Source organism: Streptomyces sp. NPDC002623, from assembly GCF_053592635.1.
On sequence record NZ_JBSFWB010000028.1, the window covers coordinates 48,931 to 69,873 of the forward strand.

The 20,943-nt window shown below is 69.9% G+C and carries 18 protein-coding genes and 1 pseudogene; 5 read left to right on the forward strand and 14 right to left on the reverse strand.

The features are described from left to right. Window positions 1-58 precede the first annotated feature (58 nt). Entirely contained in the window at window positions 59-481 is a 423-nt protein-coding gene (locus tag ACWD4O_RS36655; protein WP_189323844.1) for a GlcG/HbpS family heme-binding protein, read from the forward strand. A gap of 291 nt (window positions 482-772) precedes the next feature. On the opposite strand, the gene ACWD4O_RS36660 is transcribed toward ACWD4O_RS36655, so the two are convergent. Further along, on the reverse strand, window positions 773-1,654 hold the full coding sequence (locus tag ACWD4O_RS36660) for a LysR substrate-binding domain-containing protein (RefSeq protein WP_451286740.1): 882 nt from the start codon (window positions 1,652-1,654) through the stop codon (window positions 773-775). Window positions 1,655-1,724: 70 nt separating this feature from the next. Here ACWD4O_RS36660 and ACWD4O_RS36665 point away from each other — a divergent pair, with 70 nt between their 5' ends. The 4 genes and pseudogenes from ACWD4O_RS36665 to ACWD4O_RS36680 form a co-directional block, all read left to right on the forward strand. Then, a complete protein-coding gene (locus tag ACWD4O_RS36665) occupies window positions 1,725-2,930 on the forward strand; it encodes a thiolase family protein (RefSeq protein WP_451286742.1) in 1,206 nt (401 codons plus the stop codon). After that, entirely contained in the window at window positions 2,927-3,622 is a 696-nt protein-coding gene (locus tag ACWD4O_RS36670; protein ID WP_451286744.1) for a 3-oxoacid CoA-transferase subunit A, read from the forward strand. The genes ACWD4O_RS36665 and ACWD4O_RS36670 overlap by 4 nt, the downstream gene beginning before the upstream one ends. Then, window positions 3,619-4,299 (forward strand): 3-oxoacid CoA-transferase subunit B, encoded by a 681-nt coding sequence (locus ACWD4O_RS36675; protein WP_451286746.1) that lies wholly within the window; start codon window positions 3,619-3,621, stop codon window positions 4,297-4,299. Before ACWD4O_RS36670 ends, ACWD4O_RS36675 begins: the two co-directional genes overlap by 4 nt. 744 nt (window positions 4,300-5,043) lie before the next feature. After that, window positions 5,044-5,514: pseudogene (locus ACWD4O_RS36680) on the forward strand (winged helix-turn-helix domain-containing protein); the annotation flags it as partial. Between the two features lie 164 nt (window positions 5,515-5,678). On the opposite strand, the gene ACWD4O_RS36685 reads toward ACWD4O_RS36680, so the two are convergent. From ACWD4O_RS36685 to ACWD4O_RS36745, 13 genes are all read right to left on the reverse strand, one after another. Beyond that, the gene (locus tag ACWD4O_RS36685) at window positions 5,679-6,752 is read right to left on the reverse strand and encodes an ABC transporter permease (RefSeq protein WP_451286748.1); all 1,074 of its coding nucleotides are present in this window, start codon (window positions 6,750-6,752) and stop codon (window positions 5,679-5,681) included. Beyond that, window positions 6,749-8,290, reverse strand: a complete 1,542-nt coding sequence (locus ACWD4O_RS36690; RefSeq protein ID WP_451286750.1) for a sugar ABC transporter ATP-binding protein — start codon at window positions 8,288-8,290, stop codon at window positions 6,749-6,751. The genes ACWD4O_RS36685 and ACWD4O_RS36690 overlap by 4 nt, the downstream gene beginning before the upstream one ends. A gap of 1 nt (window position 8,291) precedes the next feature. Next, the gene (locus ACWD4O_RS36695; RefSeq protein ID WP_451286752.1) at window positions 8,292-9,278 is read right to left on the reverse strand and encodes a sugar ABC transporter substrate-binding protein; all 987 of its coding nucleotides are present in this window, start codon (window positions 9,276-9,278) and stop codon (window positions 8,292-8,294) included. Between the two features lie 583 nt (window positions 9,279-9,861). Next, complete coding sequence (locus tag ACWD4O_RS36700) at window positions 9,862-10,638, reverse strand: alpha/beta fold hydrolase (protein ID WP_451286754.1); 777 nt, start codon at window positions 10,636-10,638, stop codon at window positions 9,862-9,864. Next, a complete protein-coding gene (locus ACWD4O_RS36705) occupies window positions 10,635-10,763 on the reverse strand; it encodes a hypothetical protein (protein ID WP_451286756.1) in 129 nt (42 codons plus the stop codon). The genes ACWD4O_RS36700 and ACWD4O_RS36705 overlap by 4 nt, the downstream gene beginning before the upstream one ends. A 240-nt stretch (window positions 10,764-11,003) precedes the next feature. Continuing rightward, complete coding sequence (fabG, locus tag ACWD4O_RS36710) at window positions 11,004-11,765, reverse strand: 3-oxoacyl-ACP reductase FabG (protein ID WP_451286758.1); 762 nt, start codon at window positions 11,763-11,765, stop codon at window positions 11,004-11,006. Between the two features lie 114 nt (window positions 11,766-11,879). Next, complete coding sequence (locus ACWD4O_RS36715) at window positions 11,880-12,827, reverse strand: zinc-binding dehydrogenase (protein ID WP_451286760.1); 948 nt, start codon at window positions 12,825-12,827, stop codon at window positions 11,880-11,882. Between the two features lie 103 nt (window positions 12,828-12,930). Further along, window positions 12,931-15,129: an acyl-CoA dehydrogenase family protein gene (locus tag ACWD4O_RS36720; RefSeq protein ID WP_451286762.1), complete on the reverse strand. Its 2,199-nt coding sequence runs from the start codon at window positions 15,127-15,129 to the stop codon at window positions 12,931-12,933. A 22-nt stretch (window positions 15,130-15,151) separates the two neighbouring features. Continuing rightward, window positions 15,152-16,753, reverse strand: a complete 1,602-nt coding sequence (locus ACWD4O_RS36725) for a long-chain-fatty-acid--CoA ligase (RefSeq protein WP_451286764.1) — start codon at window positions 16,751-16,753, stop codon at window positions 15,152-15,154. A 59-nt stretch (window positions 16,754-16,812) separates the two neighbouring features. Next, entirely contained in the window at window positions 16,813-17,583 is a 771-nt protein-coding gene (locus tag ACWD4O_RS36730; protein ID WP_451286765.1) for an SDR family NAD(P)-dependent oxidoreductase, read from the reverse strand. Next, the gene (locus tag ACWD4O_RS36735; protein ID WP_451286769.1) at window positions 17,580-18,353 is read right to left on the reverse strand and encodes an alpha/beta fold hydrolase; all 774 of its coding nucleotides are present in this window, start codon (window positions 18,351-18,353) and stop codon (window positions 17,580-17,582) included. Before ACWD4O_RS36735 ends, ACWD4O_RS36730 begins: the two co-directional genes overlap by 4 nt. After that, window positions 18,350-19,408, reverse strand: coding sequence for an LLM class flavin-dependent oxidoreductase (locus ACWD4O_RS36740; protein WP_451286771.1), 1,059 nt, complete (start codon window positions 19,406-19,408; stop codon window positions 18,350-18,352). Before ACWD4O_RS36740 ends, ACWD4O_RS36735 begins: the two co-directional genes overlap by 4 nt. Window positions 19,409-19,437: 29 nt before the next feature. Further along, window positions 19,438-20,934, reverse strand: a complete 1,497-nt coding sequence (locus ACWD4O_RS36745; RefSeq protein WP_451286773.1) for an FAD-binding oxidoreductase — start codon at window positions 20,932-20,934, stop codon at window positions 19,438-19,440. Window positions 20,935-20,943 lie beyond the last annotated feature (9 nt).

Here is a 20,943-nt window from a genome sequence, read left to right on the forward strand (position 1 = left end):
GGGATCCCACGGAAGACGTCCGGTCGACCACTCGGCCGCCAAGGGAAGGAACCGCCCCATGCGAGAGCCGCTCAGCTACGAGATCGCGCACGGCGCCGCTCTCGCCGCTCTGGAAGCAGGAAGGGCCGAGGGGCACAAGGTGTGCGCCGTCGTGGTCAACCGAAGCGGTGTCACGAAGGTGCTCCTCAGCGACGACGGCGTCGGTCTTCTCGGTGTGGAGACCGCGCGACGCAAGGCTTACACCTCGGCCGTCAGCGGTGTCCCGACGGCCAAGTTCGCGGCCTTCGCCGCGTCCCCCCAGATGCAGGTGGCACCTCCTCACCTGGTTGACGCCAACCTTCTGCCGGTCGCCGGCGGCGTGCCGATCGTGACGGCCGACGGCGAGGTCATCGGCGCCATCGGCGTGGGCGGGGCGGACGACGTCACTGACGACCGCATCGCGCATCAGGCTCGGGACTCCGTCGCGAAGATCGTTGCGTAGGCGTTCCTCCGGTCGGTAAGCGGCGATACCGGATCTTGCGGCAGTCGTCGGGCGCCCTGGCCATGCCCGAAGCGCGTGTGCGCCTCGCTCAACAACCGCCGGCCCGTCTGAAGGTGTCGCTTCCTCGAACTGCCCGACGAGACCAGGGAACGGCCGCCGAGGAGGCGCTCCGCACGCCGATGGCTCCGACGGTCCGGCCCGACGCCCGCACCGGGCCGCCCGCACACCCGCCACCCGCGAGGCAGGGCTGTTGCGCAAGGCGAGGGCCGGGTGATCCGGCTTCGGTGTGCGTCAGAACATCGCCTCAATGATCCCTACGGTGCGCACAAGGTGCGGTTCGGAGCGGTCCGCACGGTGGGCGACGGCCAGTTCCACCCGCGCGTCGGCCCCGGCCAGCGGTAGGTAGGCGACGCCGTCCAGCGCCAACGCGGTCACGGGCTCGGGCACGACGGCGACGCCGAGACCGCCGGCCACGAGCGTGACCAACGTCGAGGTCTCGCCGACCTCGTGGCGAATGTGCGGTTCGACGCCGGCGTCGCGCAGGAGGCCCAGCACCACGTCGTACATCACCGACCGGCGGTCGGCGGAGTGCACGATCAGGTCGGTGCCGGCGAGGTCCGCGACCCGCAACCGTTTCCGGCGGCCGAGGGGGTGGTCGGCCGGTACGGCGACGACGAGCCGGTCCCTGCGCAGGGTGCGCAGGGTGAGGGAGAGGTCGGCCACCGGAGGGCGCAGCAGCGCGATGTCGATCACCCCGGTGCGCAGCGCCTCGACCTGGTCGGGCGCGAGCATCTCACCGCGGAAGGAGAAGTCGACGCCGGGCAGCTCTTCCGAGAGCCGACGTGAGAGCGCGGGCAGGAGGCTGTACGTCGCCGAGCCCACGCAGCCGATCGCGAGGTGGCCCACCGAGCCCGTGGCGACGCGGCGTGCGTGGTGGGCTGCCTCGTCGACGTCGGCGAGGATCGCGCGCGCCCGCTCCAGGTAGGCCCGTCCGGCCTCGGTGAGGTCGACCCGGCGCGTGGTGCGGTGGAGCAGTTCGACGCCCAGCTCGGTCTCCAGCTGGCGGATCTGCTGGGAGAGCGGGGGCTGGGCCATGTGGAGCCGCTCGGCGGCGCGACCGAAATGGCGCTCCTCGGCCACCGCCACGAAGTACCGGAGATGACGCAGATCCATATCTCACTCATATCAATCGGCACGCATATGTGTACTTCAGAATATCGCGTACCGGGGCTAGCGTCGGTGCATGAGCGCTTTCATCTACGCCGCGACGCGCACGCCGTTCGGCCGTTTCAACGGCGCGCTGGCCGGGGTGCGCCCCGACGACCTCGCCGCCGCCGCGATCACCTCGACACTCGCCCGGGTGCCGGGTCTCGACCCCGCCGCGATCGACGACGTGGTGTGGGGCAACGCCAACGGCGCCGGCGAGGAGAACCGCAACGTGGGTCGCATGGCGGCGCTGCTCGCCGGGCTCCCGGTGAGTGTGCCCGGCACCACGGTCAACCGGTTGTGCGGGTCGAGTCTCGACGCGGCGATGACGGCCAGTCGGACGATCGAGTCCGGCGATGCCGAGGTGGTGCTGACCGGCGGTGTGGAGTCGATGACGCGGGCGCCGTGGGTGCTGCCGAAGTCGGCGAAGCCGTTCCCGGCCGGTGATGTCACCGCGGTGTCGACCACGCTCGGCTGGCGGCTGGTCAACCCGCGCATGCCGAAGGAGTGGACGGTCAGCCTGGGCGAGGCCAACGAGCAGCTGCAGGAGCGCTTCGGGATCTCCCGGGAGCGACAGGACGAGTTCGCCGCTCGCTCCCACCAACTCGCACACCAGGCTTGGGAGTCGGGCTTCTACGACGACCTGGTGGTGCCGGTCGAGGGCGTCGACCTGACGCGTGACGAGGGCATCCGGGCGGGATCCACGCCGGAGGCGCTGGCCGGTCTCAAGCCGGTCTTCCGGACCCCGGAGCAGGGCGGCACCATCACGGCGGGCAACGCCAGCCCGCTCAACGACGGTGCCTCCGGGGTGCTGTTGGGCAGCGCGAAGGCGGCGGCCGTCATCGGGGCCGACCCGATCGCCCGTATCGCCGGCCGCGGGGTGATGGCGCTGGAGCCGCAGGCCTTCGGCTACGCCCCGGTCGAGGCCGCGAACCGTGCGCTGGCCCGGGCCGGGATCGGCTGGGACCAGGTGGGCGCGGTCGAGCTCAACGAGGCCTTCGCCGTGCAGTCGCTCGCCTGCGTAGACGCGTGGAAGATCGACCCCGCCATCGCCAACCAGAAGGGCGGCGCCATCGCGATCGGGCACCCGCTGGGCGCCTCGGGCGGCCGCGTCCTCGCCACGCTGGCCAAGGTGCTGCGCGAGACGAGGCAGCGCTACGGCGTCGCCGCGATCTGCATCGGGGTCGGCCAGGGCCTGGCCGTCGTACTCGAGAACTTCGACACGACGGGGGCGGACCGGTGAGCCGGGCGGAGATCCTCGAAAGCACCGACGAAGCCGTCGCAGGGATCGAGGACGGCTCCACGATCCTCGTCGGCGGCTTCGGCCTGGCCGGCATGCCGTTCGACCTGATCGACGCGCTCATCCGGCAGGGCGCCAAGGACCTCACGATCGTGTCCAACAACGCCGGCAACGGTGACGTCGGACTAGCCGCGCTGCTGGCCGCAGGGCGGGTGCGCAAGGTGCTCTGCTCCTTTCCGCGCCAGGTCGACTCCTGGGTCTTCGACGGCCTCTACCGCGAGGGGAAGATCGAGCTGGAAGTGGTGCCGCAGGGCAACCTCGCCGAGCGGATGCGCGCGGCCGGTGCCGGGATCGGCGCGTTCTACTGCTCGACCGCGGTCGGCACACCGCTGGCCGAGGGCAAGGAGGAGCGGGAGATCGACGGGCGTAGGTACCTGTTGGAGTACCCCATCAAAGGCGACTACGCGCTGATCGGCGCGCACACCGCGGACACGCTGGGCAACCTCGTCTATCGCAAGACCGCCCGCAACTTCGGACCGGTCATGGCCACGGCCGCGGCAACGGCCATTGTCCAGGTCGACGATGTCGTGGAGGCCGGGATGCTCGACCCCGAGGCCATCGTCACCCCGTCCATCTATGTCGACCGGGTCGTCCAGGTGACGGCCCGTCACTACACCGTGCAGGGGGCACGATGACCATCACGCCGAACGGCCAGGCGTACGCCGGGACGCCGAAGAACGCCGACCACCCACTGTCGATGGACGAGCTGGCCGCCGTCATCGCACGTGACATCCCGGCCGGTTCCTTCGTCAACCTCGGCATCGGGCAGCCCACCAAGATCGCCGACCATCTGCCGGCTGGCTCCGGGGTGGTGCTGCACACCGAGAACGGCATGCTCAACATGGGCCCAAAGGCCGAGGGCGCCTGGGTCGACCCCGACCTGACCAACGCCGGCAAGGTCCCGGTGACCGAGCTGCCGGGGGCGGCGTACTTCCACCACGCCGACTCCTTCGCGATGATGCGCGGCGGCCACCTCGACGTCTGCGTGCTCGGCGCGTACCAGGTCGCCTTCGACGGCGACCTCGCCAACTGGACCACAGGCAAGCCCGACGACATCCCCGCCGTCGGCGGCGCCATGGACCTCGCCATCGGCGCCAAGGACGTCTACGTGATGATGACGCTCTTCACGCGATCCGGTGAGCCGAAGCTCGTACCACAGTGCACCTACCCACTCACCGGCGTCGGCTGCGTCAGCCGCGTCTACACGGACTTCGGCGTTTTCGACATCGGCTCCGACGGGGTACAAATCCGGGAGACGTACGGCGCCGACGCCCTCGAGCTCGCGGAGCGACTCGGCATCACACTGGCTTGAAAGTCGTACTCGACCTGTGCCAGGTCGAACCGGCGGTGCGGCAACTGCTCACCCCTCCAATTACCGCAGGGGCCGCCGCCTTCAGCCGTTTCGACTACACCGGCACCGAGCCCTGTACGACGCCGAGACGTGCGCTGGGCGTCGATACAGAAGAGTCCGCCCTGTCCGTGTCGCCAAGCTCTCTCAACCGACTCGTCCCCACGCCCGATGCAGTGGTTGCCAGGTATCTCCAGCGGCCTGCGCGCCCAACCACAGCGTGGCATAGCCCCGTCCAGGCTGTTCCCGTCCCACAAGCAGGTATCTGTCAGATCCCGCCCTCCGTCAAGATCCGGACCATACACGGGCCAGCGCCCCGCAGCCCGCCTCGCCCACGACTATTTCAGCTGGTCAGGGAGGTGTGACGCGTGTACCACCAGCAGACGAAGAATCTGCTGGTGACCTACTCACCGAACAAGCTTGGCTTCTTCTAAAGGCCTGATCCACCTCAACTCCATCAAGCAGGACGGGGCGGATGGGGGCAGAACCTCCAGAAGGGCGTCCGGGCCCGTGGCTGCGCACGAGCCGGGGACGCCCTTCGTCATGGAGGAGACCGGTTCGGGCAGGGCTTGTTCTAGACCGGGGCAGTCGTCCCCGTGATCAGCCGTTCGACCTCCTCGATCGTGGTGTCGGCAACGGTCAGGTCCGCCACGACTTCACCGCGGCGCAAGATGACGGCACGGTCGCAGACCTGGAACACGTGGAAGATTGCTCACCGCCCGGGAGTCACTCGACTACCGCCTGGACGGCCTGTCGGCAGGGGCGGACGACTACGTGACCAAGCCCTTCTCGCTGGAGGAGGTGATGTTGCGGCTACGCGGGCTGCTGCGTCGCTCCGGCGTCGGCACCGAGAGATCCTCCACGGACCAGTCCGTTCGAACGCTGGGCGATCTGGTCCTGTCGGAGACGAGCCGTGAGGCTCGGCGCGGCGGAGCATCGGTCAAGCTCACGGCCAAGGAGTTCGACCTCCTGTGGTTCCTGATGAGCCATCCCCGGCAGGTGTTCAGCAAAGCTCAGCTCCTCGACAGCGTCTGGAACAGCTCGTTCGACGGCGAGGGAAATCTGGTCGAGGTCTACATCAGCAGCCTGCGGTCGAAGATCGACAGAGGTCGGACTCCGGTGATCCACACCGTACGCGGGGCCGGCTACGTTGTCCGGGCCACGCATGAGGGTCCATAACAGGCGAGGATTCCATCCCTCTACTTCAGTGCTGCACCCCGTTCGTCCCCACGCATCCGTCAGCGTGACGGCGAAGGACGCGTCGAGACAAGCGCCGGTGAACGAAGGAACGCCCTGGCCGGATCCGGCCAGGGCGTTCCTTCTCTTCTGCCGCGCACCGTTCCTCAGGACGTCTCGCTCTCCTCGCGGTCCAACTGCTTGAGCTGGTGGATACGGAACCGGCGGGCGCGGATGCGCAGCGCCCATGCGGACAGTGCCACCGCGAGAATCAGGGCGGCACCGTTGACCAGCGGGGACGCCCACAGCGGTGCGCCCAGCAGCACCAGGCCCGAAGAGACGAAGGCCAGGAACAGCACGGCCACGAACAGACCGGGCACGTTCTGCCTGCCGGGAGTGAAGGCCGTGGAGCCCAGGAAGACCGCGGCGAAGATCGGCAGGAGCAGGCTGTTCGCCGCCCCGGAGGCCGTCGCGGAGCCGAGCTGGCCGGTGAGGACGACGCCTGCGACTCCGGCCAGCGCGCCGCCGAAGGTGAAGGCGGCCACCCGGTACAGGCCCGGCCGAATGCCGGTGAGCGCCGCGGCCCGTGGGTTGGCGCCGACTGCCCGCAGCTTCCGGCCGACGGGCAGGTACCGGAGCACCAGCGCCGTGACGATCATGCACACGACGCCGTAGTAGACCGAGAGCGGCAGCCCGAGCGTCTCCGTCCGGACCATCGACGTGACGGCGTCCGGGACGGTCAGGATGTCCGCGCTGTCGCTGTAGGCCAGGCCCACTCCGCTCAGCAGGGTCGCCATGCCGAGCGTGGCGACGAACGAGGTCACCTGCAGTCGCTCGACGATCAGGCCGTTGAGCAGGCCGACAACGGTGCTGGCCAGGATCGCGGCCACGACCGCGAGCGGAGTCGCCAGCCCGTCGTTGGTGGTGAGGCCGGCCATCAGGATGTTCGCCATCGAGATGTTCGCGGCGACCGAGAGGTCGATGGAGTCGGTCAGCAGGGGGATCATCACCGCGAGACCGCCGATGATCACGGGCGTCTGCTGGTCGAGGGTGGATCTCACGTTGTCCCAGGTCGCGAACTCCTCCGGCCGGGCCAGGCTGAAGACAACCAGCGTCAGCACGAGCAGCATGGGCAGGCCGTACCTGCCGAGGCGATGCGACAGGGCGCCTGTGCCCCGGGCGCTCGGCTGATGACGTCGCGCGGCGGCGCTCGGCGCACTCGCTCGGATCGGGGCGGTCATACCGTTCCTCCGTAGGCCATCTCGGTCAGCAGGTCCGCATGGAGTCGGGAGGCATCGAGTTCACCGACGACCTGTCCTCGCCGCATGATCAGGGCGCGGTCGCAGAGATCGACGATCTCCTGGAAGTCGGTGGTGATGACCAGGGCTGCGGTGCCCTCGGTCTCGCACTCCGCTCGGATCTCGTCGTGTATGTCGGCCTTGGCACCGACGTCGACACCCGCTGACGGTTCGTTCAGGATGATCAGGCGGCGGTCGAAGCCCAGCCATTTGGCCAACAGGATCTTCTGTTGGTTGCCGCCGCTGAAGGTGGAGACCTCACGGTCGGCGAGGGGCGGCGACACCTGGAACGTTTCGAGCAGCCGTCTGCAGGTCGACTCGTCAGCTCTGCTTCGCAACGGCTGCCACCACCGTCCGGGTGGGCTCATCAGCATGTTCTCCGCCGCGGTGAGGGACGCGGCGAGGCCGTCCGCCGCGCGGTCGGCGGGGACGAATCCGATGCCGGCCGCCAGTGCGGCGCGCACGCCGCCCGGTCGGTAGGGGCGCCCGTCGAGCATGAGGGCGCCTCCGCCGAGGGGCATGTCCCCGACGAGGGCCCGGCCGACCGCGAACTGGCCCGCGTCGGCCAGTCCGCACAGGCCGAGGACCTCTCCTTCGTGAAGGGTGAGCGAGACCGGTCCGAAACCCGGGCCGCAGAGATCCTCGGCAGCCAACCTGACCGATCGGGCCGGGCGCGCGCTCTCCCGTCGCGCCGCCCGTGCCGAGGCGTCGCCCCGACCGGTGATCAGTCGGATCAATTCCGTCTCGGACAGTTCCTCCGCGGTGCGCACTGCGACGGTTCGTCCGTCGCGCAGGACGGTCACCCGGTCGCAGACCCGCAGGACGTCCTCGCTGCGGTGGGTGATGAGGACGCAGGCCACCCCGTCCGCGCGCAACCCCGCCAGGAGATCGAACAGCTTCCTGGCCTGGCGGGCCTCCAGGTAGGCCGTCGGTTCGTCGAGGACGATGAGCCGAGCACCGTGGGCCAGTGCCCGGCACACAGCGACCAGCGTCTGGTCGGCGAGCGGCAGTTCACCCACGGGCCTGGTCACGTCGCACTCGAACCCCAGGCGGTCGACCACCGCCTGGGCCGCCGCCACCGAGGCCGACTCGTCGATCAGTCCGGCGCGCCGGACGTACCCACTGGACAGAGCGATGGTGTCCGCGACCGAGAACTCCGGGAAGAGGCCTAGATCCTGATGGATGAAGGCCAGACCCGCCCCCCGGCGTTCGCCGGGGCCGCCCGAGGCGGGCTCTCCGAAGAACCGCAGCTCTCCGTCATCGGGCCGTTCGACGCCGGCCAGGAGTCGTACCAGCGTCGACTTGCCCGCACCGTTCTCCCCCAGCAGGCCGTGGATCTCGCCGGCACGGACCTGGAAGTCCACTCCGGCGAGCGCAGTCGTCGGGCCGTACACCTTGCGCAGGCCCACCGCGTCGACCGCCGGCTCGGCGACCGGGCCGCCGCCGGGTGAAGCGCCGTTGAGCGGGTTCTCTCCGGTCATCTCAGTTCCTGACCCCGATGACCGTGTCCTTGAGAGAGACGTTCCATGCCTTCTCGTACGGAGACAGCCAGTCGTTCGCCGTCAGCTCGGCCGTCGTGATCGACGCGAAGTCCGGGGCCGAGGAGGTCTCCTTCGTCCAGTACGTGATCGGCAGCCGCAGCGCGTCCTGGGCCAGGGGCTGCTCTCCCTGGACGAGGCGGCTGACCTGGTCGAGCGCGGCGAACGCCAGCATCGCCTCGGGGTGGTGCACGACGACCGGCAGCTTGCCGTCCTTGAGCAGCTGAATGCTGCCCGGCCCCGCGGTGTTGACGATGAGCTTGGCGTCCCGGTCCCGGGAGGCGTTGATGCCGTTCAGGGCTCCAGGCAGCGGCGCGGACCCGTTCGGCCACATCACGTAGTCGACGTCGGGGTTCGCGGCCAGGGCCGCGGCGACGCTGCTCTGCGTCTTCGTCGGGTCGATGAAGACGTCGGGGTTGAACTGGATGCTCTTCGTCGAGCAACCGGAACAGCCCTTGAGATACTTCTCGGCCGCGGGAACGTTGGCGTCGCTGAAACCGGGCGCGCTGACCAGCAGGGTCTTGGCCTTGCCGTTGCTCTGCTCGACCGCCCATGCCGCGAGGAGCGCCTTCTGGACTCCTTCGGCTGCGGGGACGTAGGCGTCGTAGCCGCCACCGCCGGTGGCGTCCTGATGGATGCCGACGGTGTGGATGCCCTGGGCCCGGGCCTTGTCCAACGCGGGGGCGATCCAGGTGGCCGGGACGACGGGGGCGATGATGGCGGCAGGCTTGTAGAGGATCGCCTGTTGCATCGCCGCCAGCGCGCCCTGCTGAGTGGGGGTCGCGGCCTGGAAGACCTTCACGTCCCAGCCGAGCTTCGGGCCGATCTTCTCGATCAAGTGCGTTTGGTACACGGGGCTGCCCACGGGGAACGCGTACACCACCGCCACCTTGATCTTCTTGCCGGTGGGCAGCGCGCTGGGGGTGGGCATGTCTTCCGGTCTCCACGCCACGAGCTTGTCGGCGCTGACCGCCCCGACCGAGGGACCCGTCACCGCGCCCTCGGCGGCCTTTTCCAGCAGGGCTCGCGACTGCGCTACGTAGTCGCCGCCCCCGCTGGTCGAGGCACCGGCAGGGGCATCGCCCCCACCGGACGAACATGCGGCCAGTGTTGTCAGCGCCAGTGCGCCGACCAGTGACCTTGTCAGGACCAGTGACCTTGTCAGAGTGATACAGCGAGACGCCCGTCGATTGCGGGCCAGTGGCTGCACGGCGACCTTCATGTACTTCTCCTGCCTCGTTGCAGGTGGAATGAGGATCACGTGACGTTCTGGAACCACGTGACGCCGATGACGATAGGGGCCACTCGACAAAAGAACAACGGTTCTACGTCGCCATTAAGTTTTTTGTTTCACATATGACGGGAGACGGCACACCCCTCCGAGCTCATGTCTGCCAGGGCAACTAAATAATCAGCACGGCTCTCGCGGAAGTGATCAATAACAATTTTGCGGCTGCCATTTACAGAAAGCGCATGCAACCGAGTTGTCGCCGACTCCGGTCTGGACCCGGTCGTCAGTCGGACCGCGCCGGCGGAACACCGATCACGGCCGGAAGAATGTCGGAGCGCTCGTTGAGGAGCAGATGGCCCCCGCCGGGGAAGGTCCGCACCACGGAGTGCGGCATCGCCTTGTGCCACTCGTCCGCGAGGGCGAGCGCTCCGACTTTGTCGTCCTCGCCCCACAGCAACCGCGTCGGTGTGGCGATCCGTGACAGGACGCCCGGCAGTTCCGGGTCGAACGGGCCGGGCATGAAGGCGCGGAGAGCTCTCCGCTCGTGGGCGCGGGCAGCGGCGAACAGCGGGTCCGGCCCGGTGGGCAGGCGCCCCCGCAGGATGCCGGGATCGCTGGTCATCACCGCGGCGCGCTCCTGGGGACTCATCGCCGCCAGGTCGGGGACCGGGTGCGCGAGCAGGTGCAGGCCGAACGGTGCGGCCAGGACGAGCGTGCTCACGCGTTCCGGGAAGAGCGCGGTGAACGCGGCCGCCAGCCATCCCCCGATGGAATGTCCGACGAGGACGGTCCGCTCGATCCCGAGTGCGTCGAGCACGTCGCGGGTATGCGCGGCCACCTCATCACGGCTGGTCAGCAGGGGGTCGAGCGCGGTGGCGCCGTACCCGGGCAGGAGCGGGGCCACGACCCGGAAGCGGTCCGGCAGGGCGGTCAGGAAGGCGAAGCCCGCGATGATGCCGCCGCCGTGCAGAAAGACGAGCGGCGTGCCGGAGCCCGAGCCCGCCATGAGGACTTCCGTGGACCGGCCCTTCACATCGACGGTCGTGCTCCGCAGTGTCATCGGACCGCGAGGGGCGGCCCGGCCAGGTCTGCCGGCCGGGCGCGGTGGAAACCGGGCCTGCCGAAGACGCTCCGGGCGGCCCTCGCCCGCTCGGGATACACGTCGCCGGGGTGCTCCCAGGTCATACCGATCTCCCTCTGCAGTTCGACGGACTCCTCGGCCGCCCGGACGGCGACATCGGCGCCGCCCCTACGACGGCGACGGTCAAGAACGGCACCAGTGCCAAGGCACTCCCCCAGCTCCACCACGACCCGGCCTCGCACGTCGAGGCCATGGCTCCGCGTGCCTCTGGGAGAAGCCCCGCCAGGCCCAGATCGGCGCCCGTCATCGGGCGAGGTCCTTCCTGGGGACGTCCAGCCCCGCGCTCAGCCCTGCGGGCCGCCGGCGACGTACAGGACCTGGCCCGACACAAAGCCGGCGGCCTCACCCACGAAGAAGGACGCCGCATGGGCGATGTCCGCCGGCATGCCACCGCGGGAGACCGGGATCGTGCTGACCACGGCCTTCTTGAAGTCCTCGAACGTGACGCCCAGCCGCGCCGCGGTCGCCACCGTCATCTCCGTCTCGATGAAACCCGGGGCGATGGCGTTGGCGGTGACGCCGAACTTGCCCAGCTCGATCGCGAGGGTCTTGGTGAACCCCTGGAGGCCGGCCTTGGCCGCGGAGTAGTTCACCTGGCCGCGGCTGCCCAGGGCCGAAACGCTGGAGATGTTCACGATCCGGCCCCAGCCGGCCTCTGTCATGTACCGCTGAGCCGCGCGGGTCATCAGGAATGAGCCGCGCAGATGGACGTCGATCACCGCGTCCCAGTCCTGTGCACTCATCTTGAACAGCAGGTTGTCCCGGGTGACGCCGGCATTGTTCACCAGCACGGTCGGCGCGCCCAACTGCTCGGCCACTCGCTCCACGCCTGCCTGCACCGCCTGCTCGTCGGCGACGTCGACGCCCACCGCGAGGGCCCGGCCGCCTGCCTGCTCGACGTCGGTCACCACCTGCTTGCAGGCGGTCTCGTCGAGGTCCAGTACGGCGACCGCGAAACCGTCCTGTGCCAGACGCCGGGCCACACCGGCGCCGATGCCACGCGCCGCGCCGGTCACGATGGCGACGCGTCCGTTGTGGGTGCTCATGTCAGCTCTCCTGTCGGATCGAAGGTCAGGAAGTCGTCGGAACGGCACCGACTCGGCCGGTGCCGTTCCGCGAAGCGGGGACGCCCACGGCGTCAACCCGGTACCGCTGTCGGGTCAGTTCCCGATCCGCGCGACCAGACGTGCGTCCAGTCCGCCCTTCGACAGACGGGCGAGGCCTGCGCCGATCTCCTCGAAGGCGATCGTCTCGGTGACCGGGCTCAGCTCGCCGGTGGCCATCAGGTCGTAGACACCCCGCTGCGCGTGCGGGGAAGCGCCCAACGCGCCGGCCAGGGTGACCTGCTTCATGATCAGCGACTTCGTGCTGATCGTGGTCTCCAGCGCCGCCATCCCCGGCAGGACCACCCGCCCGAAACGCCGGACGACGTCCACGGCTGCCGCAGTCGTCGTGCCTGCGCCGGCGAAGTCCACGATCACGTCCAGCTGCTCGTCGGTCAGTTCCCTGATGTCGCTGACGACCCGCTTGGCCCCGATCTCCTTGGCCAGCGGCCAGACGTTCTGGTTGCGTGTGGCGACGTAGACCTCGTAGCCCTTGAGGACCGCGATCCGGGTGGCGATCTGCCCCAGACCTCCGAAGCCGATGATGCCCACCTTGTCGCCGGGCTTGGCCTGCCCGACGCCGACCAGGGCGTGGTAGGAGCAGGCGCCGGCGTCCGCGCCCACGGCCGCGTGCTCCCAGGAGACGCCCGCGGGGATGCGGATCAGGTCCTCGGCACGGGCGAGCATCTTGGGGGCGTAGCCGCCGTCCCGCTCGTGGCCGGGCATGGACGCGTAGGTGAGGAAGACACTGACCGAGTCACCGGTCTTCCATTCGGTGACGCCCTCGCCCACCTCGCTGATCACACCGGCGATCTCATGTCCGAGGGTGATCGGGTTCTTGCTCCCGTGACGGGGCCAGTTCTCGTCCTCCAGCATGCCGACGTCGGAGTGACACAGGCCGGCGGCCTTGACGTCGATCACGACTTCGCCGGGGACGGCGACGGGTTCCGCCACCTCGTTCAGGACGAGGGGCTCATGGACCGCGGTGAACTGCCATGCCTTCATGCGCGCAGCGCTCCTTGTACGAGTGACGAGTGATAAGTGAGGTACGAGTACGAACGAATACGGGTGAGGTGAGTGAGGGGTGCGTCATCGCCGAGCTGTTCGGTCAGCGCGGCAGCCCCATGCCCCGGGCGACGAGGTTGCGCTGGATGTCGCCGGTACCGCCGGCGATCACTCCCATGATCGACGCGCGGAGGCCGTCCTCGAAGTACCCGTCGCCGGCCGCGCCCTTGGCCCCGTGCTGATGGAGAGCGTCCGGGCCGAGCAGTGCGACGGCCGTGGCGTTGAGGTTCTCGGCGAGCTCGGTCGCGGTGATCTTGGCCATGGGAGCCTCCTTGCGCGCGCCGTCGCCCGAGGCCATGGCCTCCACCGCAGCGTTGACCAGGGCACGGGCCGCCTGCAGCCGGACGGCCAGGCGGCCGATCTCCGGCCGCAGGTCCGCCCTGCGCGCCGGCGGCACCAGCTCAGGGTGGTCGGTCACCAGCCGCACGAGCCTGTCGAACGACCGGTGGGCCTTCATGACGCTGGCACCGATCAGAACCCGTTCGCCGGCGAGCGCGGCGCTCAGGGCGGCCCATCCCTGGTTCTCCTCGCCGATGAGACGCTCCTCGGGGACGAAGACGTCGTCCCAGAAGGTCGTCGCCGACACGTCGCCGCCGAGGGAGCGGTGCCGCTGGACGGTGATGCCCGGGGAGTCCAGGTCGACCAGGAACAGGCTGATCCCCGCGTGCGACGGGATGGCCTGTGAGTCGGTCCGGGCGGCGAGCACGATCAGCCGGGAGTCGGGCACGCAGGTGCCCCACAGCTTCTGGCCGTTGACGCGCCACCCGCCCTCCACCCGGTCCGCGCGGGTCCGCAGTGAAGCCAGGTCGGATCCCGCGCCGGGCTCGGAGTAGCCCAGCGCGACAGAGAGGTCGCCGCGTCGGATCTCCGCCAACAGGAGGTCCCGCAGGCTCGGCGGGCCCGTCTTGATGAGCATCGGCGCGATGGAGTTGATACCCATCCAGATGTTGCCGACCGGAGGGTCGCTGTAGGCGATCGCCTCGGAGAAGGCGGCCGCCTCGGTCGTCGTGAAACCACCGCCGCCCAGCTCCTGCGGCCAGCCGACGCCGATCCAGCCGCGGTCGCGCAGTACGGCCCGCGCGTCGTCGTCCCACGAGCTCAGTCCCGCCGGCGGCCCGTCGGTCCAGGGCGCGAACGCCTCCAGGACCTCGTGGCGCACCTGCTCCGCCTCGGGGCCGAGGTCGAAGTCGGGCAACCGCGCGCCCTCGTCGAGCAGGCGGTCGCCCACCCCGGTCGTACCGGCGGTGGCCGCCAGCACGGCCAGGTCGGCGTGGGTCCGACGGAACAGCCAGGGCGCCTCGTGCTCCTCGAAGTAGCCCACCGCGGCCAGCGTGTGGTGCCCGTCGAACTGGAGCCCGGCCAGGACGCCGGTGACGAACTCCAGGTGGATCTCCGCCGCCGTCCGCCACTGCGGATCGCCCGCGCCGAGCAGGACCATGGCGTGGTCCAGCAGCCGCCGGGCCGCGGTGAGCGCCGTCTCGACGTCGACGAGCCGGTGGGAAACGGCCTGGAAGGAGCCGATCGGCTTGCCGAACTGCTCACGCTGGCAAGCGTGTTGGACCGCCAGTTCATGGGTGCGCCGCACCGCGGCGACGGCTCGGGCGGCCAGGCCGGTGCGCCTCAACAGGAGCAGGTCGGGATGATCCTCCAGTTTGGCGGTCCACTCTGCGGGCCCGGACAGGCGCGCCTCGGACCAGGCCGGAACGGCCAGCCCCGGCAGCGGCGTGACGACGGCATCGTCCAGAGCGTGCCAGGCCAGCAGGCCCGCCTCCTGGTCGACGGCCAGGAGGTGCGTGGCGACCGGGCCGGCCTCGATGTGTCGTACGACGGTGTCGCCGCCGTCCCGGTCCCACGCCACGTGGGCCAGGACCGGGCGGAGGGAGCCCTGGGCGATCTCGCGGACGGCTGAGCCATGGCCCCGCGCCTCCAGAACGCCCGCGGCCAGCGCGGCGTCGACGACGGGCAGCGGACAGGCGGTCCGGCCGAGTTCCTCCTGCACGGCGATAGCCGCCGGGATCAGTTCCGGGCCGGCGAGGTCCGTCCAGCCCTGCCGGGCGGCCACCGCCCACAGTGCGGCGAGGTCGCCGTCCTCGGCGGCGGTGGCCGTCGGCCAGTGGCGGGAGCATGCGCCGCGGACGGACTCGCGCAGGGCGTCCAGGTCCGCGGCGTCCATGCCGCCCCAGGAGGCGCCGGACGTGTCCGGTATGGTCGTCGGCTTCCCGTCCGGTCGGTGTCGGTTCATGGTTCTCCTCGTTCCCGCGCGGTCAGGCCGACCGGATGTCGAGCCGTCCGGCCGCGCGGTCGGACCTCAGCTGGGTCTTGAGCACCTTGCCGCTCGGATTGCGCGGCAGAAGCGGCACCACCGCGATGTGGCGCGGGTGCTTGTAACGGGCCAGGCGGTCCGCGCACCACTCCGCGAGTTCGGCGGGCGTGGGCGGGTCGTCCTCGGCGCCGGCCACGACGACCGCGAGCGGGCTCTCGCCCCACCTCTCGTCGGGCACCGCGATCAGCGCGACCTCGCGGACCTTCGGGTGGGCGGCGAGCACGTTCTCCACCTCGGCGCAGTAGATGTTCTCGCCACCAGAGATGATCATGTCTTTCTTCCGGTCGACCACGTAGTAGTAGCCGTCCTCGTCCTGCCGCCCCAGGTCGCCGGAGTGGAGCCAGCCGCCCCGGAACGCCTCCGCCGTCTCGGCCGGTTTGTTCCAGTACTCCTTCATGACCGCCGGGCCCCGGTAGACGATCTCGCCGATCTCGCCGCGTGGCACGTCGTTCATGTCGTCGTCGACGATGCGAACCTCGACGTTGGCCAGCGGGGTGCCCACCGAGCCGATCCTGCTCAGGGCCTCATCCCCGCGGAGCATGGTGACGATGGCGCTGGACTCGGTCTGCCCGAAGGCCGTCTCGACCGAGGCCCCGGGGAACGCTCCGATGAGTTTGCGCAGGAACGTGGTCGTCGCGGGAGCCGCGCCCCAGGCAACGCGCCGCAGCGCCGACAGATCACGTCCGGCGATACCGGGTACGGCGCAGATCAGCTCCCACTGCGCGGGGACGAAGAAGCAGGACGACACACGTTCGCTCTCCAGGAGGTCGACCACGGCCGCCGGGTCGAACCCGCCGGACGGGAGGACCACGACGAGCCCGCCGCGCATGACGGTGGGCAGCATGCCCGACAGCCCCGCGATGTGGAACAGGGGCGTCGCGGCCAGCCACACCTTGTCGTCGGGCGGGAGACCGAGGTGGGTCATGACGCTGAACGCGTGCATCAGCAGGTTGTGGTGCGTGAGCACGGCCCCCTTGGGACGGCCGGTCGTGCCCGAGGTGTACATGAGGAAGGCGGGGGCCCGCTCGTCGACCGGCAGACCCGCGTACTGCGGCGAGGCCGTGCGCAGCGCTTCCTCGTAGTCCTCACCGGAGCCGTCGTGTTCGGCCCCGTACACCAGGCAAGGACCGGTGTCCCCGACCTCCTTGCGAGCCTGGGCCATCGTCTGGGCCAGCACGTCCTGTACGACGACGGCGGCGGCCCCGCTGTCCCGCAGGACGTAGGCGATCTCGTGGGCGACCAGCCGGAAGTTCACCGGCACGCAGATCGCACCGAGCCGGCAGGAGGCGAAGTAGGCCTCCAGGACCTCGAGTGTGTTGTACCCCAGCACGACCACTCGGTCGCCCGGGCCCACCCCGCGGTCCCGCAGGGCGTTCGCGAGGCGGCTGACCCGCTCGTCGATCTCGCCGTACGTCCGCTGTGTCCCCGCGCAGCGGAAGGCGACCTCATCGCCGATCGTGCGGGCGTGCCGGGCCAGTTGGTCGGCCAGGGTCATGCCGCGACCCAGCAGCGCTGGTGTCGAGACGGTCGAACTGTCGGACATCGTCGTCCTCTCCCTGTCGGACATCGTCGTCCCCTCCGGTGCGTGAATGCCGGAGCCGGTCACAGAGCGGTCATGCCGCCGTCGATGAGCAGGTCCACGCCTGTCAGATACGCCGCCTCTTCGGAGGCCGCGAACACGGCCAGCGACGCCACGTCCTCGGGGGTGCCCATCCGGTTCGCGATCAGCGACCGGTCGATCAGCTCCTGCTCCGCCCCGGGGTTCTTGGACAGGTAGTTCCGATCGACGACGGGGGTCTTGATGGCGCCGGGGCTGATGGTGAGGGCCCGGATCCCGTAAGCGGCGCCATCGGACGCGACCTGGCGGGTGAAGGCCAGTACCCCGCCCTTGGCCGCGCAGTGGGCGGCGAATCCCTGGCCCGGTGTGGCGACGTACGCCGACGTCGACGCCGTGTTGATGACGACACCGCCGCGCTCGGCGAGGTGGGGCCAAGCGAACCTGGTCACGTAGAAGACGAGGTCGAGCTCGTTGCGGATGGCGTACCGCCAGTCCTCCACCGTCATGTCCGGCAGGGGCGCGAAGCGGGGCGCGGAGGCGTTGTTGAAGACCACGTCGATCCGTCCGTGGACGGCTGCGGACTCCTCCACCCAGGCCTGTGCGGCCTCCGGGTCGCCGAGGTCCACCGGTGCCATGCCGGTCATCTTGACGCCGGCGGCCGCCGCCAGCTCGACCGTCTCCCGGTTGCCCTCCTCGGAAAGGTCGCAGCCGATGACCAGCGCACCCTCCTGGGCGAACCGGATGGCGGCCGCCCGGCCCATGCCGCTCGCGGTTCCGGTGATGAGGGCGACCTTTCCCCCAAGGCGTCCGGTCATCGGCCGGCCTCCTCACTCGTGTCGGGTACGGCGGCCGGAAGGATCCCCGGGTTCTCGTGGAAGAGCTGGTGTCCCCGCCCGGGAAAGGTCCGCAATGTGGCCTGCGCCAGCGCCTTCTGCCAGGCGGCGGCATGCGGCAGCGGGCTGACCCGGTCCTCCTCGCCCCACAGCAGCAGCGTCGGCGCGGTGATCCGCGCGAGGACGTCCGCCAGCTCCGGGTCGTGGGCGCCGGGCATGATCCGGGTGCGCGACTCCTGCTCTCGCTCGCGGGCCGCCCGGAACTCCGGATCCGGTCCGCTGGGATAGCGTCCCTCGTAGATCCGCGGCTCGGTGGTCATCGCGGCGAGGCGTTCCACAGGGCTCATCGACGCGAGGTCTGCCGCCGGACACTCCGGGACGTTCATGCCCCAGGGCGCTCCCAGGACCAGCAGGCTCACCCGCTCCGGGAACAGGGCCGCGAAGTACGCCGCCCGCCATCCGCCCAGCGAGTGCCCGACCAGCACGGTCTGCTCGATGCCGAGCGCGTCGAGCACGTCACGCGTGTGCCGGGCCACCTCGTCGCGGCTCCTCACGGGAGGGTCGAGCGGGGTGGATCCGTATCCGGGCAGGAGAGGGGCCACGACCCGGAAGCGGCTGGAGAGGGGCGTCAGGAAGTCGAATCCCTCCACGATTCCGCCACCGTGCAGGTAGACGAGCGGCTCGCCCGCGCCGTCCACGCGTACCTGCGTGGGCCTCCCCCACACGTCGACGGTGGTGCCTGTGAACGTCATTCGTCCACCGCCTCGCGCACCGCGGGGATGACGTGCTCGGCGAAGGCGTCCAGAGTGCGGGTGCCCTCCTCGGTCGTCATGTCGCCGAACGGGATCATGAGGACGAAGTAGTTCGCGTGTCCGCGCCGCGCCTGCTCGACGCAGTAGTCGCGCACCTGCTCGACGGTGCCGGCGACCGCCATGCCCGACTCCAGGGGGTCCTGGTCGAGCACGGCCTGGGCGACCGGGTTGTCCATGGCGGGCAGCTCGGTCTGCAGGTGCGGCGGAACGCTGCCGCGCGCCCGCGTGATGGACTCCTGGTAGTAGGACCACGCACGGCGGAGGGTCGCCTTGGCCTCGGCCTCGGTGGGAGCGATGACGACCGACTGGGTCTGGCCGATCAGCGGGGCCTTGACGTGCGGGTTCTGGTGCCCGGGCACTTCCCGGCTGGCCGCGCGCAGCTCGTCGTAGCGCGCCCGGGCCGCGGCCGTGACGGGGCCGGTGGTCACGAAGTTGTGCCCGCCGCGCCCGGCGACCTCCACGTTGCCGGCGGTCCACAGCGGCGGGTATGGGTGCTGGACCGGTTCGAACGGGAGCTTCATCTCCATGAAGTCGTAGAAGGTCGAGTCCTCGCTGGAGATGACGCCGGTCTCCCACGCCTGCAGCAGCATCGCGGAGATCTCCTTGGCGCGTGCCGAGGCCTCCTCCGGGTCGTGCCCGAACTGCAGGTGCTCGAACTTGGTGATGCCCTTGCCGAGCCCGACCTCCAGGCGGCCGTTGGAGAGCACGTCCACCATCGCCAGGTCCTCGTAGACGCGGACCGGATGGTGCAGCGGAAGACAGACCACGGTGGGGATCAGCTTCAGCCTTGTCGTCTCACGGGCGAGCGCGGCCAGGAACACCGAGGCGGACGGGGAGGCCGAGAGCCTGTGCCCGTGGTGCTCGGCGAGGTGGAATCCGTAGAAACCGGACTCCTCGGCCCGCTTGAGGAAGGCGATGCGGGATTCGTAGAGGGCCTGGACGCCCTGGTCACCGCTCATCTCGATGTGATCGAAGATCCCGAACTGAATGGGCACGGGTTGCTCCTTGTGTTCGAGGCAGGTGCTCAGCCCTGGCCGTTGCGGAAGGACTTCGGCCAGATCCCCTGCTTGCCGGGGGACAGGATCCCGTTCGGGTCGACGGCGTCCTTGATCCTCTCCACGAAGCGGAGATAGGCGTTGTCGCCGAAGCTGTACTGCGCCTGCGCCAGATCCATGTTGGCCAGGTGGGCGCGGTACTCGCCGAAGCCCTCTCGTCCCGCGTCCTCCACCACGCGGCGGCACACCTCGTAGCCGCGCTCGGTGTCGGACGCGTTGAGGACGTCGAAGATCACTCCGAACACGTGGATGTAGCTACGGGAGTTGATCAGTACGGGATTGGCGAAGTAGTCCAGGCCCATCTCCCGCTCGATGAAGTTCTTCAGGAGGGTGTGCAGCCGGAAGGCCTCGTTTCCCTCCAGCGGCGAGACAAGACCCGTGCCTGTGTGGGCACCGGCGTCCGTCCCGTACCAGCGCAGGAAGCTCAACCACTCCAGACTCGGTGCGCCGCCGAGCACCCGGTCCGGGAAGCTCTCCAAGCCGGCGATGTCCTCCGGGGCGTGCTTGCTGAAGAGCACCCGGCCGCCCTCGATCTGCCCGATCGCGGCGGTGATCTTCTCGATCTTGTGGTCGGTGACCGCGTTGTCGTCCCACAGGGCGCCGTGCACGATCCAGCGGCCGATCCCCAGGTCGCCCGCGATCTGGTCCACGACGTGGTCCGGGGTCGGCCCGTCGCCCTCGTACCAGCGCGACCGCTCTCCGGTGATCGACGCGAGGGTGAGGGTGTTGTACATGACGGGGACGCCCTCGATCGTCCGGTCCATGCGCAGCCGGCGCATGGTGTCCATCAGCGGAACGAGATCCGCCTCGCGCGGGACGTGCATCCAGAACGGCGCGTACACCTCGGGCTTCGGCATCAGCCAGACGCCCATCTTCACCACGACGCCGAAGTTGGACTGCATGAACAGCGGGTCGAGGGTCGGGCCGAGACCGCGCCGGTAGAGGTGCCAGGCCTTGCTGCCGGGCAGGGCTCCCATGCCGGTGCGCAGCACCTCGCCGTTGGCCAGGACCACCTCCATGCCGCAGGGGGCCTGGAAGTCGGCGCCGTAGGGCAGGTAGGTCGTGCCGTGCTCCAGGGAGTTGCCGATCACGCTCCCCCAGCCCAGGTCCGTGGTCGACACCATCAGTCTGTGTCCGCCGGCCTCGATGGCCTCGTACAGCTGGGACCAGGTCACGCCGGGTTCGACGACGGCGTATCCCATCTCCTCGTTGATCTCAAGGACCCGGTTCATCCGGCGCAGGTTCACGACCACGGAGCCCTGCACCCGGGGCGAGCTGCCGCCGAGGCCGTTGTTGCGCCCGGTGGAGGTGGTCCAGATCGGTACGCGCTGTTCGTTGGCGATGCGCAGGATCGCCTGGATCTCCTCGACGGAGGCCGGCTGGACAACGGCCGACGCCTCGAACTGGGGCCAGTCCCGGTGCCAGAACGGGTCCCGGAACTCCAGGGCGTCCTCACCGGTGAGCACGTGTGCTCC